Source organism: Kitasatospora sp. HUAS MG31 (genome assembly GCF_040571325.1).
Taxonomy (GTDB): Bacteria; Actinomycetota; Actinomycetes; order Streptomycetales; family Streptomycetaceae; genus Kitasatospora; species Kitasatospora camelliae.
Map to the genome: position 1 here is coordinate 2,268,145 of NZ_CP159872.1, position 21,038 is coordinate 2,289,182.

The 21,038-nt window shown below is 76.9% G+C and carries 2 protein-coding genes; both read left to right on the forward strand.

Translation table 11 applies throughout. The features are described 5' to 3' along the window. Window positions 1-6: 6 nt before the first annotated feature. A complete protein-coding gene (locus ABWK59_RS10425; RefSeq protein ID WP_354639864.1) occupies window positions 7-9,480 on the forward strand; it encodes a type I polyketide synthase in 9,474 nt (3,157 codons plus the stop codon). Beyond that, entirely contained in the window at window positions 9,461-21,031 is an 11,571-nt protein-coding gene (locus ABWK59_RS10430; protein WP_420492759.1) for an SDR family NAD(P)-dependent oxidoreductase, read from the forward strand. The genes ABWK59_RS10425 and ABWK59_RS10430 overlap by 20 nt, the downstream gene beginning before the upstream one ends. The last annotated feature ends 7 nt before the right edge of the window (window positions 21,032-21,038 follow it).

Below are 21,038 nucleotides of genomic sequence, written 5' to 3' on the forward strand. Positions count from 1 at the left end.
AATGTGATGAACGCAGCACCCGAGGAAGTCGTCGCGGCGCTCAGGGACTCCCTGAAGGAGATCCAGCGGCTGCGCCGGGAGAACCGGCAGCTGGCCGACGCCGGCCGTGAGCCGATCGCGATCGTCGGCATGGCCTGCCGCTACCCGGGCGAGGTGACCTCGCCCGAGGAGCTGTGGCAGCTGGTGGACCGGGGCGGCGACGCCATCTCCGGCTTCCCGGTCAACCGCGGCTGGGACGTCGAGGCCCTCTACGACCCGGACCCGGACCGGGCCGGCACCAGCTACGTCCGGCACGGCGGATTCCTGCACGACGCCGACGAGTTCGACCCGGCGTTCTTCGGGATCAGCCCGCGCGAGGCCCTGGCGATGGACCCGCAGCAGCGGCTGCTGCTGGAGACCAGTTGGGAGGCGCTGGAGCGGGCCGGGATCGCCCCGACCGCGGTGCGCGGCACCCGGGTCGGGGTGTTCGCGGGCATCGCCGTCTCCGACTACGCGGCCCGGTTCAGCTCCGTCCCGGAGGAGGTGGAGGGGTACCTCGGCAACGGCAGCGCGGGTAGCGTGGCCTCCGGCCGGGTGGCGTACACGCTGGGTCTGGAGGGGCCGGCCGTCACCGTGGACACCGCCTGCTCCTCCTCGCTGGTGGCCCTGCACCTGGCGAGCCAGGCGCTGCGGTCCGGGGAGTGCTCGCTGGCGCTGGCCGGCGGTGTCACGGTGCTCTCCACCCCGGCCGGTTTCGTGGAGTTCAGCCGGCAGCGCGGGCTGGCCCCGGACGGGCGCTGCAAGTCCTTCGCCGCGGCGGCGGACGGCACGGCCTGGGGCGAGGGCGTGGGCATGCTGCTGCTGGAGCGGCTCTCCGACGCCGAGCGCAACGGCCACCAGGTGCTGGCGGTCATCCGCGGCTCGGGCATCAACCAGGACGGCGCCTCCAGCGGGCTCACCGCACCCAACGGGCCGGCCCAGCAGCGGGTGATCCGGCAGGCGCTGGAGAACGCCGGGCTGAGCGCCGCCGAGGTGGACGTGGTGGAGGCGCACGGCACCGGCACCGTCCTCGGCGACCCGATCGAGGCGCAGGCGCTGCTGGCCACCTACGGTCAGGAGCGTGAACGGCCGCTGCTGCTGGGCTCGTTGAAGTCCAACATCGGGCACACCCAGGCGGCGGCCGGGGTCGGCGGCGTGATCAAGATGGTGGAGGCGATGCGCCGGGGTACCGTCCCGCGCACCCTGCACGTGGACGAGCCGACGCCCGAGGTGGACTGGGCGGCGGGCTCGGTGGAGCTGCTCACCGAGGCCCGTCCGTGGCCGGAGACCGGCCGTCCCCGCCGGGCCGGCGTCTCCTCCTTCGGCGTCAGCGGCACCAACGCCCATGTGATCGTGGAGCAGGCCCCGGCCGGCGAGGTGGGCGCGGAGGGCGGCACGGCCCCGGCGGTCACGCCGCACCTGATCTCGGCGAAGACCGTCCCGGCGCTGCGCGAGCAGGCCGCCCGGCTGCGGGAGCTGCTGGAGCGTGAGCCCGGGTCGGACCTGACCGGCCTGGCGTACTCGCTGGCCACCGGCCGGGCCCAGTTCACCCACCGGGCCGGGGTGGTGGCCGCCGACCGGGACGAGCTGCTGGCCGGCCTGGCGGCCCTGGCCGAGGGGACCGCCGAGACCTGGGAGACCGCGTCCGGCCGGACGGCGTTCCTGTTCACCGGGCAGGGGGCGCAGCGGGTCGGGATGGGTCGGGGATTGGCGGAGGCTTTCCCGGTGTTCGCGTCGGCGTTCGACGAGGTCTGTGGGGAGTTGGACCGGTTCCTGGAGCGGCCGTTGCGGGAGGTGATCGCGGAGGGCGGCGAGGAGTTGGACCGGACGGGTTGGACCCAGCCGGCGCTGTTCGCGGTCGAGGTGGCGCTGTTCCGGCTGGTGGAGTCCTTCGGGGTGCGGCCGCAGTTCCTGGCCGGGCACTCGATCGGTGAGATCGCCGCGTTCCACGTGGCCGGGGTGCTCTCCCTCGGCGACGCGGCGAAGCTGGTCACCGCCCGCGCCCGGCTGATGCAGCACCTCCCCTCCGGCGGCGCCATGGTGGCGCTGCGCGCCGGGGAGGACACCGTCCGGCCGCTGCTCACCGACCGGGTCTCCATCGCCGCCGTCAACGGCCCCCGCTCGGTCGTCATCGCCGGCGACGCGGACGAAGTCCACGCCATCGCCGCGCAGTTCGAGAAGGCCCGGCCGCTCAAGGTCAGCCACGCCTTCCACTCCCCGCTGATGGACCCCATGCTCGACGAGTTCCGCGAGGTGGCCGCCTCGCTGAGCTACGCCGAGCCGCGGATCCCGATCGTCTCCACCCTCACCGGCCGCCTCGCCACCACCGAGGAACTCACCGACCCCGGCTACTGGGTCCGCCACGCCCGCCAGGCCGTCCGCTTCCACGACGCCGTCACCACGCTGGCCGACAAGGGCGTGACCACCTTCCTGGAGCTGGGCCCGGACGCGGTGCTCACCGCGATGGGGCAGGAGTGCCTGGACGCCGCGGAGGGCTCCGGCCGGGCTTTCGTCCCGGTGCTGCGCCGCGACCGCGAGGAGGCCCGGTCCGCCGTGGCGGCCGTGGCCGCGCTGCACGGGCGGGGGGTGGCGGTCGACTGGCCGGCGTACTTCGCCGGGTCCGGCGCCCGGCGGGTCGACCTGCCCACCTACCCCTTCCAGCGCCGCCGGTTCTGGCTGGACCCGGAGCCGGTGGAGGCCGTCGCGGCCGATCCGGCGGAGGCGTCCTTCTGGGCGGCGGTGGAGCAGCAGGACGGGGAGGCGCTGGCCGCGGCCCTGCGGGTGGACGAGACCGCCCGGGGGTCGCTGGGCGAGCTGCTGCCCGCGTTGTCCTCCTGGCGGCGGGAGCGCCGGGAGCGGTCGCTGCTGGACTCCTGGCGGTACCGGGTGGAGTGGCGGCCGCTGACCGCCGGCCCGGCCGCCGGGCCGGTGCTGGCCGGCTGCTGGCTGGCCGTGCTGCCGGCGGGCTGGGGCGAGGAGGAGACCGGGGGTGCGGTGGCCGCGCTGCGGTCGCACGGCGCCGAGGTGCTCACCCTGGCCGCGGTCGAGGGCGAGGACCGTGCCGGGCTGGCCGCCCGGGTCCGGGAGCTGCTCGGTGAGCGCCGCCCGGCCGGGGTGCTGTCGCTGCTGGCCCTGGACGAGCGCGAGGGGGCGCCGGGTGTGCCGGTCGCGCTGACCGACACCCTGCTGTTGCTGCACGCCCTGGACGACGCCGGCCTGGACGCGCGGCTGTGGTGCGCGACCCGGGGCGCGGTGGCGGCCGCGGAGGGCGAGCGGGTCAGTGCGGCGCAGGCGCAGCTGTGGGGCCTGGGCCGGGTGGCCGCGCTGGAGTACCCGGTGCGCTGGGGCGGTCTGCTGGACCTGCCGGAGACGGTGGACGGCCCGGCGGGTGACCGGCTGGCCGCGGTGCTGGCCGGCGGGCTGGGCGAGGACCAGGTCGCGGTGCGCGCCGGGGGCCTGTCCGCGCGCCGGCTGGTGCGGGCGGCCGGCGGGGCGGGGCGCCGTACCTGGCGTCCGCGCGGCACGGTGCTGGTGACCGGCGGTACGGGTGCGCTGGGCGGCCGGATCGCCCGCTGGCTTGCCGGGAACGGCGCCGAGCACCTGGTGCTGACCAGCCGCCGGGGTTCCGGGGCCGCCGGGGTGGCGGAGCTGGAGGCCGAGCTGGCGGAGCTGGGGGCCCGGGTCACGGTGGCCGCCTGCGACGTGGCGGACCGGGCCGCGCTGGTGCGGCTGCTGGCCGAGGTCGGTCCGCTGAACGCCGTGGTGCACGCGGCGGGTTCGGGCGCGATGGGTCCGCTGCGGGAGCTGGACGCGGCGGCGCTGGCCGCCGTGTCGGGTGCCAAGGTGGCCGGTGCGGTGCACCTGGACGAGTTGCTCGACGGGCAGGAGCTGGACGCCTTCGTGCTGCTGTCCTCGGTCTCCGCGGTGTGGGGCGGCGGCGGGCAGGCCGCGTACGGTGCCGCCAACGCCCGGCTGGACGCGCTGGCCGAGGAGCGCCGGGCGCGCGGGCTGACGGCCACCTCGGTGGCCTGGGGTCCGTGGGCCGGGGAGGGCATGTCGGCCGGGCAGGAGGAGCCGCTGCGCCGGATGGGGCTCGGTGCGCTGGCACCGGACCTGGCGGTGGCCGCGCTGCAGCAGGCGCTGGATCTGGACGACGCGGCGGTGACCGTCGCCGAGGTGGACTGGTCGCGGTTCCAGCCGGGGTTCACGGCCGTCCGGCCGAGCCCGCTGCTGGGTGACCTGGCCGAGGTGCGGGCGCTGTCCGCCGCCGAGGAGCAGGCCGAGGGGGCCGGGGAGGACGCGTCCTCGGGGCTGCGCGCGCGGCTGGCCGGCCTGCCGGTCGGGGAGCGGTCGCGCACCCTGGTGGAGCTGGTCCGCTCGCTGGCCGCCGAGGTGCTGGGGCACGCCTCCGCGGACGGGATCGACGTGGCCCGGCCGTTCCAGGAACAGGGCTTCGACTCGCTGACCGCGGTGGAGCTGCGGGACCGGCTCGGCCGGTCGACCGGGGTCCGGCTGCCCAGCACCCTGCTGTTCGACCACCCGACGCCGGAGGCGGTGGCCGCCCGGCTGCTGGGCGAACTGCTCGGCGAGGACGGGTCGTCCACGGCTCAGGCGGCGGCGCCGCAGCTCACCGAGGAGCCGATCGCGATCGTCGGGATGGCCTGCCGCTACCCCGGCGGGGTGGACAGCCCGCAGGAGCTGTGGCGGCTGGTCGCGGAGGGCCGGGACGCCGTCGGCGGCTTCCCGACCGACCGCGGCTGGGACACCTCGGCGCTGTTCAGCGACGACCCCGCCGAGGCCGGCACCTGCTACGCCTCCGAGGGCGGATTCCTGTACCGGGCGGCCGAGTTCGACGCCGGGTTCTTCGGGATCAACCCACGCGAGGCGCTCGCCATGGACCCGCAGCAGCGGATGCTGCTGGAGACCAGCTGGGAGGCGATCGAGCGGGCCGGGATCGACCCGCTGTCGGTGCGGGGCAGCCGGACGGGCGTGTTCACCGGCATCTCGTACCACGACTACGCGGCCCGGTTCAGCACGGTGCCCGAGGAGGTGGAGGGCTACCTGGGCAACGGCAGTTCGGCGAGCGTGGCCTCCGGCCGGGTGGCGTACACGCTGGGGCTGGAGGGTCCGGCGGTGTCGGTGGACACGGCCTGCTCCTCCTCGCTGGTGGCGCTGCACCTGGCGGCCGTGGCGCTGCAGCGCGGCGAGTGCTCGCTGGCGCTGGCCGGCGGTGTGGCGGTGATGTCCACGCCGGGCGCTTTCATCGAGTTCAGCCGGCAGCGCGGGCTGGCGCCGGACGGGCGCTGCAAGGCGTTCGCGGAGGCGGCGGACGGCACCGGCTGGGGTGAGGGCGTCGGCGTGCTGCTGCTGGAGCGGCTCTCGGACGCCGAGCGCCACGGCCACCCGGTGCTGGCGGTGGTCCGCGGCAGCGCCGTGAACCAGGACGGTGCCTCGAACGGCCTGACCGCGCCCAACGGGCCCTCGCAGGAGCGGGTGATCCGGCAGGCGCTGGCCGCCTCCGGGCTCTCCCCGGCCGAGGTGGACGTGGTGGAGGCGCACGGCACCGGTACCCGCCTCGGCGACCCGATCGAGGCGCAGGCGCTGCTCGCCACCTACGGTCGGGATCGCGAACTCCCTTTGCTGCTTGGATCGTTGAAGTCCAACATCGGGCACACCCAGGCGGCGGCCGGGGTCGGCGGCGTGATCAAGATGGTGGAGGCGATGCGGCACGGGTCCGTCCCGCGCACCCTGCACGTGGACGCGCCCTCCTCGCACGTGGACTGGACGGCGGGCGCCGTGGAGCTGCTCACCGAGGCCCGGGACTGGCCGGCCACCGGCCGTCCGCGCCGGGCCGGCGTCTCCTCCTTCGGCGTCAGCGGCACCAACGCCCACGTCATCCTGGAGCAGGCCCCCACTCCCGAACCCGCCGCCGGGACCGCCGCACCCGACGCCGAGGCCGCCGAGCCCGACGCGGCCCCCGCCGTGCTGCCGCTGCTGGTGTCGGCGCGCGGCGAGCAGGCCCTGCGCGCCCAGGCCGCCGCACTGCACGGCCTCCTGGAGCGGGCCGAGGACGTCGAGCTGCCCGCGGTCGGCCGTGAACTGGCGCTGTCCCGTTCGCAGTTCACCCACCGGGCGGCCGTGACGGCCGCCGACCGCAGCGGGCTGCTGGCCGGGCTCGCGGCGCTGGCGGCCGGCGAGTCCTGTGCCGAGCTGGTGCGCGGCCGGACGTCCTCCGGCCGGACGGCGTTCCTGTTCACCGGGCAGGGCGCCCAGCGGATCGGCATGGGCGAGGAACTCGCCATCACCTTCCCGGTGTTCGCCGCCGCCTTCGAGGAGGTCTGCGCCGAGCTGGACCGGCACCTGGAGCGGCCGCTGCGCGAGGTGATCGCGCAGGGCGGCGAGGAACTGGACCGGACCGGCTGGACCCAGCCCGCCCTGTTCGCCGTCGAGGTGGCGCTCTACCGCCTGGTCGAGTCCTGGGGCCTGCGCCCGGACTTCGTGGCCGGGCACTCGGTCGGCGAGCTGGCCGCCGCGCACGCCGCCGGGGTGCTGTCGCTGTCCGACGCCGCCCGCCTGGTCGCCGCCCGCGGCCGGCTGATGCAGCGACTCCCCTCCGGGGGCGCCATGGTGGCGGTCGAGGCGGCCGAGGAGGAGGTGCTCGCGCTGCTCACCGAGCGGGTCTGCGTCGCCGCCGTCAACGGGCCGCGCGCCGTGGTCCTGGCCGGCGAGGAGCAGGCCGTGCTGGAGGCCGCCGAGCGGCTGGCCGCCGCCGGCCACCGCACCAAGCGGCTGCGGGTCAGCCACGCCTTCCACTCCCCGCTGATGGAGCCGATGCTGGCGGAGTTCCGCGCGGTCGCCGAGGCGGTGGAGTACCGCGAGCCGGCCGTGCCGGTGGTCTCCGGCACCGGGCGCGCAGTAACCGCCGAGGAGCTGCGCACGGCCGAGTACTGGGTCACCCAGATCCGGGACGCGGTCCGGTTCCACGAGGTGTTCCGGCGGCTGGCCGCCGACGGGGTGACCCGGTTCCTGGAACTGGGCCCGGACGGCGTGCTCACCGCGATGGGCCGGGACTGCCTGGCCGACACCCCCTCCGACGCCGGATTCACCCTGCTGCCGGCGCTGCGCCGGGACCGGCCGGAAGCCCCGGCCGTGGTCCGCGCGGTGGCCGCGCTGCACACCCTGGGCGTCCCGGTCGACTGGTCGGGCTACTTCGCAGCGGTCACCGGCCGGGTGGACCTGCCCACGTACGCCTTCCAGCGCGAGCGGTTCTGGCTGGACGGCCCCGAGGCGGCCGGTGACCCGGTGGACGGCGCCTTCTGGGAGGCCGTGGAGCGCCAGGACCTGGACGCGCTCGGCGAGCGGCTGCACCTGGCCGAGGAGGAGCAGCGGTCGCTGGGCGGGGTGCTGCCCGCGCTGGCCTCCTGGCGGCGCACCCGCAGGGACGGCGCGCGGCTCGACTCCTGGCGGTACCGGTCGGGCTGGCAGCGGCTGGACGAGACGGCCGGCTCGGTGCTGCCCGGCAGCTGGCTGGCCGTACTCCCGGCCGGGGAGCTGCCGGCCGCGGCCGAGGGCGCTCTGGCGGCGCTGGAGGCGGCCGGTGCCGAGGTGCTGCGGGTGACCGTGACGCCGGAGCGGTTCGACCGTCAGGCGCTGGCCGGGCTGCTGCGGCCCGCGCTGGACGGCGGCGACCCGGACGGGGTGCTGTCGCTGCTGGCGCTGGCCGCGGACGCCTCCGAGCAGGCCGTGGCGGCCGGCGCGGTGGCACTGCTGCAGGCACTCGGCGACCTCGGCCGGAGCGCACCGCTGTGGTGCGCCACCCGGGGCGGGGTGTCGCTGGACGGGCAGGTCGCCCGGCCCGCGCAGGCCGCGCTCTGGGGCCTGGGCCGGGTGGCCGCGCTGGAGCACCCGGACCGCTGGGGCGGCCTGCTGGACCTGCCGGAGACGGTGGACGGCCCGGCGGCCGACCGGCTGGCCGCGGTGCTGGCCGGCGGGCTCGGCGAGGACCAGGTCGCGGTGCGCCCGGACGGCGTGTACGGGCGACGGCTGCTGCCCGCACCGGCCACCCGGCGCGGCTCCGGACGCGGGAGCGGCTGGACGGCCGAGGGCACGGTGCTGATCACCGGCGGGACGGGCGCGCTGGGCGCCCGGCTGGCCCGGCACCTGGTGGCCGGGCACGGCGTCCGGCACCTGCTGCTCACCGGCCGCCGCGGGCCCGACGCCCCCGGCGCGGCCGAGCTGGCCGCCGAACTCACCGCCCTGGGCGCCGAGGTGACCGTCGCGGCCTGCGACACCGCGGACCGCGAGGCCCTGGCCGCGCTGCTCGCGGGCATCCCGTCCGAGCACCCGCTGACCGCGGTGGTGCACGCCGCGGGTGTCCTGGACGACGGGGTGATCGACGCGCTGACCCCCGAGCGGCTGGCCGCCGTGCTGCGGGCCAAGACGGTGGCGGCGCGGCACCTGCACGAGCTGACCGCCGGCGCGGAGCTCGCGGCCTTCGTGCTGTTCTCCTCGTTCAGCGGCACCCTCGGTGCGCCGGGGCAGGCCAACTACGCGGCCGCCAACGCGTACCTGGACGCCCTGGCGGAGCAGCGGGCCGCACTCGGCCTGCCGGCCGTCGCGGTGGCCTGGGGTCCGTGGGACGAGGGCGGCATGGCCGCCGGCGGGGACGTGCTGGAGCGGGCCCGCCGCACCGGGGTCACCCCGCTGGCGCCGTCCTCCGGTCTCGCGGCGCTGGACGCCGCGCTGGGGCAGGGCGAGGCGGCGGTGGCCGTGGTGGACGTGGACTGGTCCAGGTTCGCCCCGGGGTTCACCGCGGCCCGGCCCAGTCCGCTGCTGGCCGAGCTGCCGGCCGTCCGCGCGCTCGCGGCCGACCGGGACCGGGCCGAGCAGCCGGACGGCGGCGACGCCGGGGCGCTGACGGCACGGCTGGCGGACGCCTCCGGGGCCGAGCGGGAGCGGATCCTGCTGGACCTGGTCCGCGGCCTCACCGCGGAGGTGCTCGGGCACAGCGGCACGGCGGCGGTGGAACCCCAGAAGGGCTTCCTGGAGCTGGGGTTCGACTCATTGACCGCGGTGGAGCTGCGCAACCGGCTGGGCGGGGCCACCGGCCTCACCCTGCCCTCCACGCTGCTGTTCGACCACCCGACGCCGCTCGCCCTGGCGCGCCTGCTGGCGGGCCGGCTGGCCCCCGTGGCGGCCGAGGCGGGGGCGGAGCTGTTCGCCGGCCTGGACGCGCTGGAGGCCGCGCTCGGCGACTCCGGGCTGGACGAGGAGGCCGGCCGCCGGGTCACCGCGAGGCTGGAGACCCTGCTCTCCAAGTGGCGTGACTTCAGGGGTGCAGGGGTGTCGGTCAGGGGTGTCCCGGCCCCCGGTGCGACTGCCACTGTCGAGGCAGACCTCGAACTGCAATCCGCATCGGTCGACGAGGTGCTCTCCCTCATAGATGCGGAATTCGGCCTCTGAGCGAACTCGCTGCCCTGGTGGAAGGTGTGCAATGCGGACGGATGACAAGGTCGTCGATTACCTCAAGAAGGTGACCGCAGACCTCCGGAGGACGCGCCAGCGGGTCCGCGAGCTGGAGGCCGCGGACCACGAGCCGATCGCGATCGTGGCGATGAGCTGCCGCTTCCCCGGCGACGTGAGCACACCCGAGGAGCTCTGGCGGCTGCTCGCCGAGGGCCGCGACGCCATCGGCGCGTTTCCCGCCGACCGCGGCTGGGACACCGACCGGCTGCTCGGCGGCGACGCCGACGGCACCGGCGCCAGCTACGTCAGCCAGGGCGGATTCCTGCACGGGGCACCGCAGTTCGACGCGGGGTTCTTCGGGATCAGCCCGCGCGAGGCGCTGGTGATGGACCCGCAGCAGCGGCTCCTGCTGGAGACCTGCTGGGAGGCGATGGAGCGGGCCGGCATCGACCCGCAGTCGCTGCGGGGCAGCCGGACCGGCGTCTTCGCCGGCACCAACGGGCAGGACTACGCGGCGCTGGTGACCAGGGCACCGGAGGCGGCCGAGGGCTACCTCGCCACCGGCATCAGCGCCAGCGTGGTCTCCGGCCGCATCTCGTACACCTTCGGGCTGGAGGGCCCGGCGGTCACCGTGGACACCGCCTGCTCCGCCTCCCTGGTCGCCCTCCACCTGGGCGTCCAGGCGCTCCGCCAGGGCGAGTGCTCGCTCGCCCTGGCGGGCGGTGTCACGGTGATGTCCACCCCGCTGTCCTTCGTGGAATTCTCCAAGCAGCGGGGCCTGGCCGAGGACGGGCGCTGCAAGGCGTTCGCCGAGGCCGCGGACGGCACCGGCTGGGGCGAGGGCGTCGGCGTGCTCCTGCTGGAGCGGCTCTCCGACGCCCAGCGCAACGGCCACCCGGTGCTGGCGGTGATCCGCGGCAGCGCCGTCAACCAGGACGGCGCCTCCAGCGGCCTGACCGCCCCCAACGGGCCCTCCCAGCAGCGGGTCATCCTCCAGGCGCTGGAGAACGCCCGCCTCTCCACCACCGACGTCGACGCCGTCGAGGCGCACGGCACCGGCACCCGCCTCGGCGACCCGATCGAGGCCCAGGCCCTCCTCGCCACCTACGGGCAGGACCGCGAGCAGCCGGTGCTGCTCGGCTCGATCAAGTCCAACATCGGCCACACCCAGGCCGCCGCCGGCGTGGCCGGCGTGATGAAGATGGTCCTGGCGATGCAGCACGGCGTGCTGCCGCCCACCCTGCACGTGGACGCGCCCTCCTCGCACGTGGACTGGACGGCCGGGGCCGTCGAACTCCTCACCGAGGCCCGCGACTGGCCGCAGACCGACCACCCGCGCCGGGCCGGCGTCTCCTCCTTCGGCGTCAGCGGCACCAACGCCCACGTCATCCTGGAGCAGGCCCCCGACGCCACCACCACCCCGGACGCCGCCGAGGCTCGCCCGGAGCAGCCGGCCGCCACTCCCGGGGTGCTGCCCTTCCCCTTCTCCGCCAAGACCGAGCAGGCCCTGGCCGCGCAGGCCACCCGGCTCGCCGCGCACCTGAAGACCGCCGCCCCCGACCCGGCCGACCTCGGCCTGACGCTGGCCACCGCCCGCTCCGCCTTCTCCCGCCGCGCCGTCGCGCTGGCCGCGGACACCGCCGAACTGGCCGACGCCCTCACCGCGTTCGCGGCCGGCGAGGCCCCGGCGAACGTGGTCACCGGCACCGCCGACGTGAGCGGCAAGACCGTGTTCGTCTTCCCCGGCCAGGGCGCCCAGTGGGCCGGCATGGCCGTCGAACTCCTCGACACCGAACCGGTGTTCGCCGCCCGCATCACCGAGTGCGCCGAGGCGCTGGCCGAGTTCACCGACTGGGACCTGCTCGCGGTGCTGCGCGGCACCGAGGGCGCACCCGGCTACGACCGGGTCGACGTCGTCCAGCCCGCCCTGTGGGCCGTCATGGTGTCCCTCGCCGCGCTGTGGCGCTCCCGCGGGATCCACCCGGACGCGGTGATCGGCCACTCCCAGGGCGAGATCGCCGCCGCCACCGCCGCCGGCGCCCTCTCCGTCCGGGACGGCGCCCGGGTGGTCGCCCTGCGCTCGAAGGCCATCACCGCCATCGCGGGCCTCGGCGGCATGCTGTTCGTCGCGCTGCCCGCCGAACGGATCGACCTCGCGCCCTGGCCGGGCCGGATCTCGGTCGCCGCCGTCAACGGCCCGTCCGCCACCGTGGTCGCCGGCGACGCCGACGCCCTCGACGAGCTGCAGGCCGCCCTGGACGCGGCCGGGGTGCACGCCCGCCGCGTCCCGGTGGACTACGCCTCGCACTCCGCCCACGTGGAGCGGATCCGCGAGGAACTGCTCACCCTGCTCGCCCCCGTCAGCCCCCGGGCGGCCGAGGTCCCGTTCTACTCCACCGTGGACGGCGGCTGGCTGGACACCGGGCGGATGGGCGCCGAGTACTGGTACCGCAACCTGCGGCAGACCGTCCGGCTGGAGGAGTCCGTCCGGGCGCTGGCCGCCGACGGGCACGCGTTCTTCGTCGAGACCAGCCCGCACCCGGTGCTCGCCTCCGCCGTCCAGGACACCCTGGACGCGGCCGGGGCCACCGCGGTCGCCGTCGGCACCCTGCGCCGCCACCACGGCGGTGAGGACCAGGTCCGCGCGGCCCTCGCCGGGCTGTACGTCCGCGGCCGCGAGGTCGACCTGGCCACCGCCTTCCCCGGCGCCCGCCGCACCGACCTGCCCACCTACCCCTTCCAGCGCGACCGCTACTGGCTGGACACCACCGCCACCGCCGTCGGGGACGCCGCCGACCTGGGCCTCGGCGGCAGCGACCACCCGCTGCTCGGCGCCTCGCTCACCCTCGCCGACAGCGAGGGGCTGCTGCTCACCGGCCGGCTCTCGCTGCGCACCCACCCCTGGCTGGCCGACCACGCCGTGCTCGGCTCGGTCCTGCTGCCCGGCACCGCCTTCCTGGACCTGCTGATCCACGCCGGCGACCTGGCCGGCTGCGAGCGGGTCGAGGACCTCACCCTGCAGAGCCCGCTGGTCCTCCCGGAGAGCGGCGGCGTCGCCGTCCAGCTGCGGGTCTGCCCGGCCGACGAGAGCGGCCGCCGCGAGGTCACCGTCCACTCCCGCCGCGAGGACGCCGACCAGGACGCGCCCTGGGACCGGCACGCCGGCGGCTGGCTGGCCCCCGCCACCACCGCGGCCCCCGAGGGCCTGACCGCCTGGCCGCCGGCCGGCGCCACCCCCGTCGACCTGGACGGCTACTACGCCCGCCTCGCCGAGGGCGGGCTCGGCTACGGCCCGGCCTTCCGCGGCCTGCGCGCCGCCTGGCTGGACGGCGAGGACATCTACGCCGAGGTCGCCCTGCCCGAGGGCCAGCACGCCCAGGCCGAGCGCTACGGCCTCCACCCGGCCCTGCTGGACGCCGCCCTGCACGCCCTCGGCTGCGCCGCCGACAGCGGCCAGGGCCTCGGCCAACTGCCGTTCGCCTGGAGCGGGGTGACCCTGTACGCGGCCGGCGCCGCCGAGCTGCGGGTGCGGCTCACCCGGACCGGCCCGGACAGTGTCGCGCTGCTCGCCGCGGACGCCTCGGGCGCCCCGGTGGCCGCCGCCGACTCCTTCGTGCTCCGCCCGCTGGCCGCCGGCGGCCCGGCCGTCCGGGACACCACCCTGGACGCGCTGTTCCGGCTCGACTGGACCGCCGTCCCGCAGCCCGCCGAGACCGTCGAGCCCTACCCGGCCGAGGACCTGGCCGCGCTGCCCGCCGAGGTACCGGGCGCGGTGCTGGTGCGGATCGGCGCGGAAGGCGGCGCACCCGCCGGCTCCGACCCGGCCGAGCAGGTCCGGGCCACCACCCGCCGCACCCTGGAGCTGCTCCAGACCTGGCTGGCCGAGGACCGCTTCGCGCACGCCCGCCTGGTGCTCGCCACCACCGGCGCGGTCGCCGCCCGCCCCGGCGAGGACGTCACCGACCTGGCCGCCGCCGCGATCTGGGGCCTGGCCCGGTCGGCGCAGTCCGAGAACCCGGACCGGATCGTCCTGGTCGACCTGGACGGCACCGCGGCCTCCACCGCCGCCCTGCCCGCCGCGCTCGCCACCGGCGAGCCCCAACTCGCCCTGCGCGACGGCACGGTGCTCGCCGCCCGGCTGGCCCGCGCGGCCACCACCGGCGCCCTGCTGCCGCCCGCCGGCACCCCGTGGCGGCTGGACACCACCGGCCGCGGCACCCTGGACCACCTCACCCTGGCCGCCTGCCCCGACACCCTGGAGCCGCTCGCCCCCGGCCACGTCCGGGTCGCCCTGCACGCGGCCGGCCTCAACTTCCGCGACGTGCTCAACGCGCTCGGCATGTACCCCGGTCAGGCCGGGCTGCTCGGCAACGAGGGCGCCGGCGTGGTCCTGGAGGTCGCCCCCGACGTCACCGCGCTCGCCCCCGGTGACCGGGTGATGGGCATGTTCGCCGGCTCCTTCGGCACCCACGCGGTCACCGACCACCGGCTGCTGGTCCGGATGCCGGAGGGCTGGGACTTCACCGAGGCCGCCTCCACCCCGATCGTCTTCCTCACCGCCTACTACGCCCTGGTCGACCTGGCCCGGCTGAACCCCGGCGAGTCCGTGCTGGTGCACGCCGCCGCTGGCGGCGTCGGCATGGCCGCCGTCCAGCTCGCCCGCCACCTCGGCGCCGAGGTGTACGGCACCGCGAGCGCCGGCAAGTGGGACGCGCTGCGCCCGCTCGGCCTGGACGACGCCCACCTGGCCGGCTCCCGCACCCTGGACTTCGGGGGTGAGTTCCTGGCCGCCACCCAGGGCCGCGGCGTGGACGTGGTGCTCAACGCGCTGGCCCGGGAGTTCGTCGACATCTCCCTCGACCTGCTGCCCCGCGGCGGCCGGTTCGTGGAGATGGGCAAGACCGACATCCGGGACGCCGAGGAGGTCGCCGCCCGGCACCCCGGCGTCGCCTACCGCGCCTTCGAGCTGTTCGAGGCCGGTCCGGAGCGGATCGGCGAGATGCTCGCCGAGCTGGTCGCCCTGTTCGAGGCCGGGGTGCTCCGCCCGCTGCCGATCACCGCCTTCGACGTCCGCCGCGCGGTCGACGCCTTCCGGTACGTCAGCCAGGCCCGGCACATCGGCAAGGTGGTGCTCACCGTGCCACCCGCGCTCGACCCGGACGGCACCGTCCTGATCACCGGCGGCACCGGCACCCTCGGCACCCTGCTCGCCCGCCACCTGGTCACCCAGCACGGCGCCCGCCACCTGCTGCTCACCAGCCGCAGCGGCCCCGACGCCCCCGGCGCCACCGAGCTCACCGCCGAACTCGCCGCCCTGGGCGCCGAGGTGACCGTCGCCGCCTGCGACACCGCCGACCAGGACGCGCTCGCCGCGCTGCTGGCCGGCATCCCGTCCGCGCACCCGCTCACCGGCGTGGTGCACACCGCGGGCGTCCTGGACGACGGCGTGATCAGCTCGCTCACCCCGGAGCGGATCGACGCCGTGCTGCGCCCCAAGGTCGACGGCGCGCTCCACCTCCACCGGCTGACGGCCGGTCACCGGCTGGCCTTCTTCGTGCTGTTCTCCTCCGCCGCCGGTGTGCTCGGCGGCGCCGGCCAGGGCGGCTACGCGGCCGCCAACACCGTGCTGGACGCCCTCGCCGCCCACCGCCGCGCCCACGGCCTGGCCGGCTCCTCGCTGGCCTGGGGCCTGTGGGAGCAGCGCAGCAGCATGACCGGGCACCTGGACGCCCGGGACGTGGAGCGGATGAGCAAGGGCGGGATGACCCCGCTCGGCTCCGAGCTGGGCATGGCCCTGTACGACGCGGCCGCCCGGGTGGACGAGCCGCTGCTGCTGCCCGCCGACCTGAACCTCGCCGCCCAGCGCGGCCGGGGCACCGTACCGGCGCTGCTGCGCGGCCTGCTGCGGGCCCCGGCCCGGCGCCGGGTGGAGGCCGCCTCCGGCACGGGCGCCTCGGCGCTCACCCAGCGGCTGGCCGCGCTGGCCGAGGCGGACCGCCAGGAGCTGCTGCTGGACCTGGTCCGCGGCCACGCCGCCGCGGTGCTCGGGCACGGCTCGGCCCAGGCGATCGACGCCGGCCGTGCCTTCAAGGACCTCGGCTTCGACTCGCTGACCGCGGTGGAGCTGCGGAACCGGCTGAACACCGCGACCGGCCTGCGGCTGCCCGCCACCCTGGTCTTCGACCACCCCAACCCGACCGCGCTCTCCCGCTACCTGCGCGCCCAACTGCTGGGCGACGACGCGCCGGTGGCCGTCCGGACCGCCGTCCCGGCGGTGGCCGCCGACCAGGACGCGGTGGCGATCGTCGCCATGGGCTGCCGCTACCCGGGCGGGGTGGCCTCGCCCGAGGACCTGTGGCGGCTGGTGCTGGAGGGCACGGACGCGCTGACCGAGTTCCCGGCCGACCGCGGCTGGGAGGCCGGCGGGCAGGGCGGGTTCCTGCACGACGCGGCCGAGTTCGACCCGGAGTTCTTCGGGATCAGCCCGCGCGAGGCGCTCGCCATGGACCCGCAGCAGCGGCTGCTGCTGGAGACCAGCTGGGAGACCTTCGAGCGGGCCGGGATCGACCCGACCTCGGTGCACGGCACCCGGGTCGGCGTGTTCACCGGCACCAGCGGGCAGGACTACGCCTCGCGGCTGCGCAGCGTCCCCGGCGAGGTCGAGGGCTACCTGGGCAACGGCAGCGCGGCCAGCGTGATCTCCGGCCGGGTGGCGTACACCTTCGGCCTGGAGGGCCCGGCGATCACCGTGGACACCGCCTGCTCCTCCTCGCTGGTGGCCCTCCACCTGGCGGTGGCGGCGCTGCGGCGCGGCGAGTGCGACCTGGCGCTGGCCGGCGGTGTGGCCGTGATGTCCACGCCGGGCCTGTTCGCCGAGTTCGACCGGCAGGGCGGCATGTCGGCGGACGGCCGGTGCAAGGCCTTCGCCGCCGCCGCGGACGGTACGGGCTTCGCCGAGGGCGTGGGCGTGCTGCTGGTGGAGCGGCTCTCGGACGCCCGCCGCCACGGGCACCCGGTGCTCGCACTGGTCCGCGGGACTGCCGTCAACCAGGACGGCGCCTCCAACGGCCTCACCGCCCCCAACGGCCCGGCCCAGGAACGGGTGATCCGCGAGGCCCTGGCCACCGCGGGCCTGGCCCACGCCGAGGTGGACGCCGTCGAGGCACACGGCACCGGCACCCGGCTCGGCGACCCGATCGAGGCCAACGCGCTGCTCGCCACCTACGGGCAGGAGCGTGAACTCCCCCTGCTGCTGGGCTCCCTGAAGTCCAACATCGGCCACGCCCAGGCGGCGGCTGGCGTCGGCGGCATCATCAAAATGGTGCTCGCCATGCAGCACGGCCTGCTGCCGCGCACCCTGCACGTCGACCAGCCCACCCCGCACGTGGACTGGACGGCCGGCGCCGTCGAACTCCTCACCGAGCAGCGGGCATGGCCGGCCACCGGCCACCCGCGCCGGGCCGGCATCTCCTCCTTCGGCATCAGCGGCACCAACGCCCACGTCATCGTCGAGCAGGCTCCCGAGGCGCAGCCCGAACCGGCCGGCCCGACCGGCCACGGCGCCCTGCCGTTCCTGCTCTCCGCCCGGACCGACCGGGCCCTGGCGGCCCAGGCCGAGCGGCTCGCCGCCTTCCTCGCCGAGCGCCCGGAGGCCGTCCTGCCGGACGTCGCCCACGCGCTGGCCACCGGCCGGGCCGCCCTGCCCCGCCGCGGCGCCGTGGTCGCCCGCGACCGCGAGGGCCTGCTGGCCGGCCTGGAGTCGCTGGCCGCCGGCCGCGGCCTGCGCGGCGCCCCGGCGGGTGGCAAGACCGCCTTCCTGTTCACCGGACAGGGCGCCCAGCGGCCCGGCATGGGACGCGAACTCTACGACGCGTACCCGGAGTTCGCGGCCGCCTTCGACGCGGTCTGCGCCGAGCTGGACCCGCACCTGGAGCGCCCGCTGCGCGAGGTGGTGTTCCAGGAGGCCGAGCTGCTGGACCGGACCGGCTGGACCCAGCCCGCGCTGTTCGCGGTCGAGGTGGCGCTGTACCGGCTGGTGGAGTCCTTCGGCCTGGTCCCGGACCTCGTCGCCGGGCACTCGGTGGGCGAGCTGGCCGCGGCCCACGTGGCCGGGGTGCTCGACCTGCCCGACGCCGCCCGACTGGTGGCCGCCCGCGGCCGGCTGATGCAGCGGCTCCCGTCCGGTGGCGCGATGGTGGCCGTCCGGACCACCGAGGAGGAGGTGCTGCCGCTGCTCACCGAGCGGGTCTCGGTGGCCGCGGTCAACGGCCCCGAGTCGGTGGTGATCGCCGGGGACGAGCAGGAGGTGCTGGCGATCGCCGACACCCTCGCCGCGCGCGGCCGCCGCACCAAGCGGCTGCGGGTCAGCCACGCCTTCCACTCGCCGCTGATGGACCCGATGCTGGCGGACTTCCGGGAGATCGCCTGGTCGCTGACCTACCAGGAGCCGCGGATCCCGATGGCGGGCGAGGTCACCGACCCCGACCACTGGGTGTGGCACGTCCGTGACGCCGTCCGCTTCCACGACACGCTGCTGAGCCTGGCCGACCGGGGGGCCACCGCCTTCCTGGAGATCGGCCCGGACGCGGTGCTCACCGCGGCCGGCCGGGAGAGCCTGCCCGGCGAGGAGTTCGCGCTGGTCGCCACCCAGCGCCGGGACCGGCCCGAGGAGCAGTCGCTGGTGGAGGCACTGGCCGCGCTGGCCCTGCGCGGCGCCCCGGTGGACTTCTCCCGGCTGCTGCCCGGCGCCCGCCGCGCCGACCTGCCCACCTACGCCTTCCAGCGCGAGCGGTACTGGCTGCAGGACGCGGGCGGCCCGGCCGACCTGGCCGGCGCCGGCCTCGGCTCGCCGGAGCACCCGATGCTCGGGGCGATGGCCGAACTCGCCGACGGCACCGGCTTCCTGTTCACCGGCTCGCTCTCCGAGCGGACCCACCCGTGGATCGCCGAGCACAGCGTGATGGGCCGCAGCGTGGTGCCCGGCGTCGCGTACGCCGAACTGGCCCTGCACGCGGCCGCGCAGGTGGGCTGCGACCGGGTGGAGGAGATCACCCACCTGGCGCCGCTGGTGCTGCCGCGCACCGGCAGCGTGCTGCTCCAGCTGCGGGTCGGCCAGGCCGACGCGGCCGGACGGCGCCCGCTGACCGTGCACTCGCGGCCCGAGGACGCCCCCGAGGGCGAGTGGACCCACCACGCCGACGCGGTGCTGGGCACCGGCGCGGGCGCGGCGGAGTTCGACCTCCGGGCCTGGCCGCCGGCCGGCGCCGAGGAGGTCGACCTGACCGGCTTCTACCGGCGGGCCACCGACACCGGCTTCGCGTACGGGCCGCTGTTCGCCGGGCTGAGGGCGCTGTGGCGGCGCGGGGACGAGGTGTTCGCCGAGGTCGCGCTGCCCGAGGAGGGCCGTGCCGCGGCCGCCGCCTTCCACCTCCACCCGGGCATGTTCGACGCGGTGCTCCAGGCGATGGCCGCCTCCACCCTGCTGGAGCGGATCTCCACCGACGAGGCCCCGCACGGCCGGCTGCCGTTCGCCTGGACCGGCGTCGAGCTGTACGCCTCCGGTGCGGCGTCGGTCCGGGCCCGGCTGTCGCCGGCCGCCGAGGGCGGGGTGGCGTTCGCGCTCGCCGACGCCACCGGCGCACCGGTCGCCTCGGTGGGCTCGCTGGTGATGCGCCCGGTCTCCCCGGAGGCGATCAGCGGCGCCGGCTCGGCCGGCCGGGACGCACTCTTCCGGATGGACCTGGCGGAGCTGGAGCTGCCGGGCGCGCCCGCCACGACCGGCTGGACGGTGCTGGGCGAGGCGGCCTTCGGACTGCCGGGCCGCCCGCACCTGGCCGCCTTCGACCAGGACGTCCCGGACACCGTGCTGGTGCCCTGGCTGGACGCCGCCGAGGGCCCGCTCGCCGGGCAGGTGCACTCGGCCACCGGCCGGGCCCTGGCCCTGCTCCAGGACTGGCTCGCCGACCAGCGGTTCGCCGGCTCCCGGCTGGTGTTCGTCACCCGCGGCGCGGCCGGCACCGAGGCCGATGACCTGGTGCACGCCCCGCTGTGGGGACTGGTCCGCTCGGCGCAGGCCGAGCACCCGGGCCGGTTCGTCCTGCTCGACCTGGACGGCGCCGAGGACTCCGTCGCGGCGCTGCCGGCCGCCCTGGCCACCGGGGAGCCGCAGCTGGTCCTGCGGCAGGGCGCGGCCTACGCACCGCGCCTGGCCCGGGCCGCCACGGAGGCCGCCGCCCCGGTGCTGCGCGAGGACGGCACGGTGCTGGTCACCGGCGCCACCGGCGCGCTCGGCCGGCTGGTCGCCCGGCACCTGGTCACCGCGCACGGCGTCCGCCGGCTGCTGCTCACCAGCCGCAGCGGCGCCGACGCCCCCGGCTCCGCCGAACTCCTCGCCGAACTCGCCGCGCTGGGCGCCGAGACCACCCTGGCCGCCTGCGACGCGGCCGACCGCGAGGCCCTGGCGGCGCTGCTCGCCGAGCACGCGGTGACCGCGGTGGTGCACACCGCCGGCGTCCTGGACGACGGCGTGATCGACTCGCTCACCCCCGAGCGGATCGCCACCGTGCTGCGGCCCAAGGTGGACGGCGCGGTCCACCTGCACGAGCTGACGGCGGGCCTGGACCTGGACGCCTTCGTCCTGTTCTCCTCGGTCGCCGGCGTGTTCGGGGCGGCCGGCCAGGCCGGGTACGCCGCCGCCAACACCTTCCTGGACGCGCTGGCCCGCAGCCGCCGGGCGGCCGGGCTGCCCGGTACCGCGATCGCCTGGGGCCCGTGGCAGCCGGACGACCCGGAGCTGGGCGGCATGGCCGGCCGGCTCAGCCGCGCCGACCTCGGCCGGATGGCCCGCGGCGGGCTGAGCCCGCTGCAGCAGGACCAGGGCCTGGAGCTGTTCGACGCCGTCCTGGGCGGCACCGACGCCGTGGCCGTCGCGGTCCGGCTCAACCCGGGGGTCTTCCGCGGCAAGGAGGTCCCGGCGATGCTGCGCGGCCTGGTCCGCGCCCCGGGCCGGCGGGCCGCCGAGTCCGGCGGCGGGCAGGACCTCGCCCAGCGGATCGCCGCGCTGACCGGCGAGGCGCGGACCCGGGCCCTGCTCGACCTGGTCCGCGCACAGGTCGCCGACGTGCTCGGCCACGCCTCGGCCGAGTCGGTGCAGGCCGGCCGGGCGTTCAAGGAGATCGGCTTCGACTCGCTGACCGCCGTGGAGCTGCGCAGCCGGCTGCACGCGGCCACCGGGCTGCGGCTGCCCGCCACCCTGGTGTTCGACTACCCGACCCCGGCGACGCTGGCCGAGTTCCTCGACGGGCAGCTGCCCCGGGAGGGCGCGCCGCAGGGCGAGCCGGGCCTCGCCGAACTGGACCGCCTGGAGGCGGCCCTGGAGCGGCGACTGGCCGACGGCCACCGGCTGGAGGGCCTGAGCCCGCGTCTGCGGTCCCTGCTCGACCGGCTGGACGGCCCGGCCGGCACCGACGCCCGCCTGGCGGGCGACGACAGCGACCTCGACGCCGCCTCGGACGACGAGCTGTTCGCCCTCGTCGACTCGCTCGACTAGTTCGCCT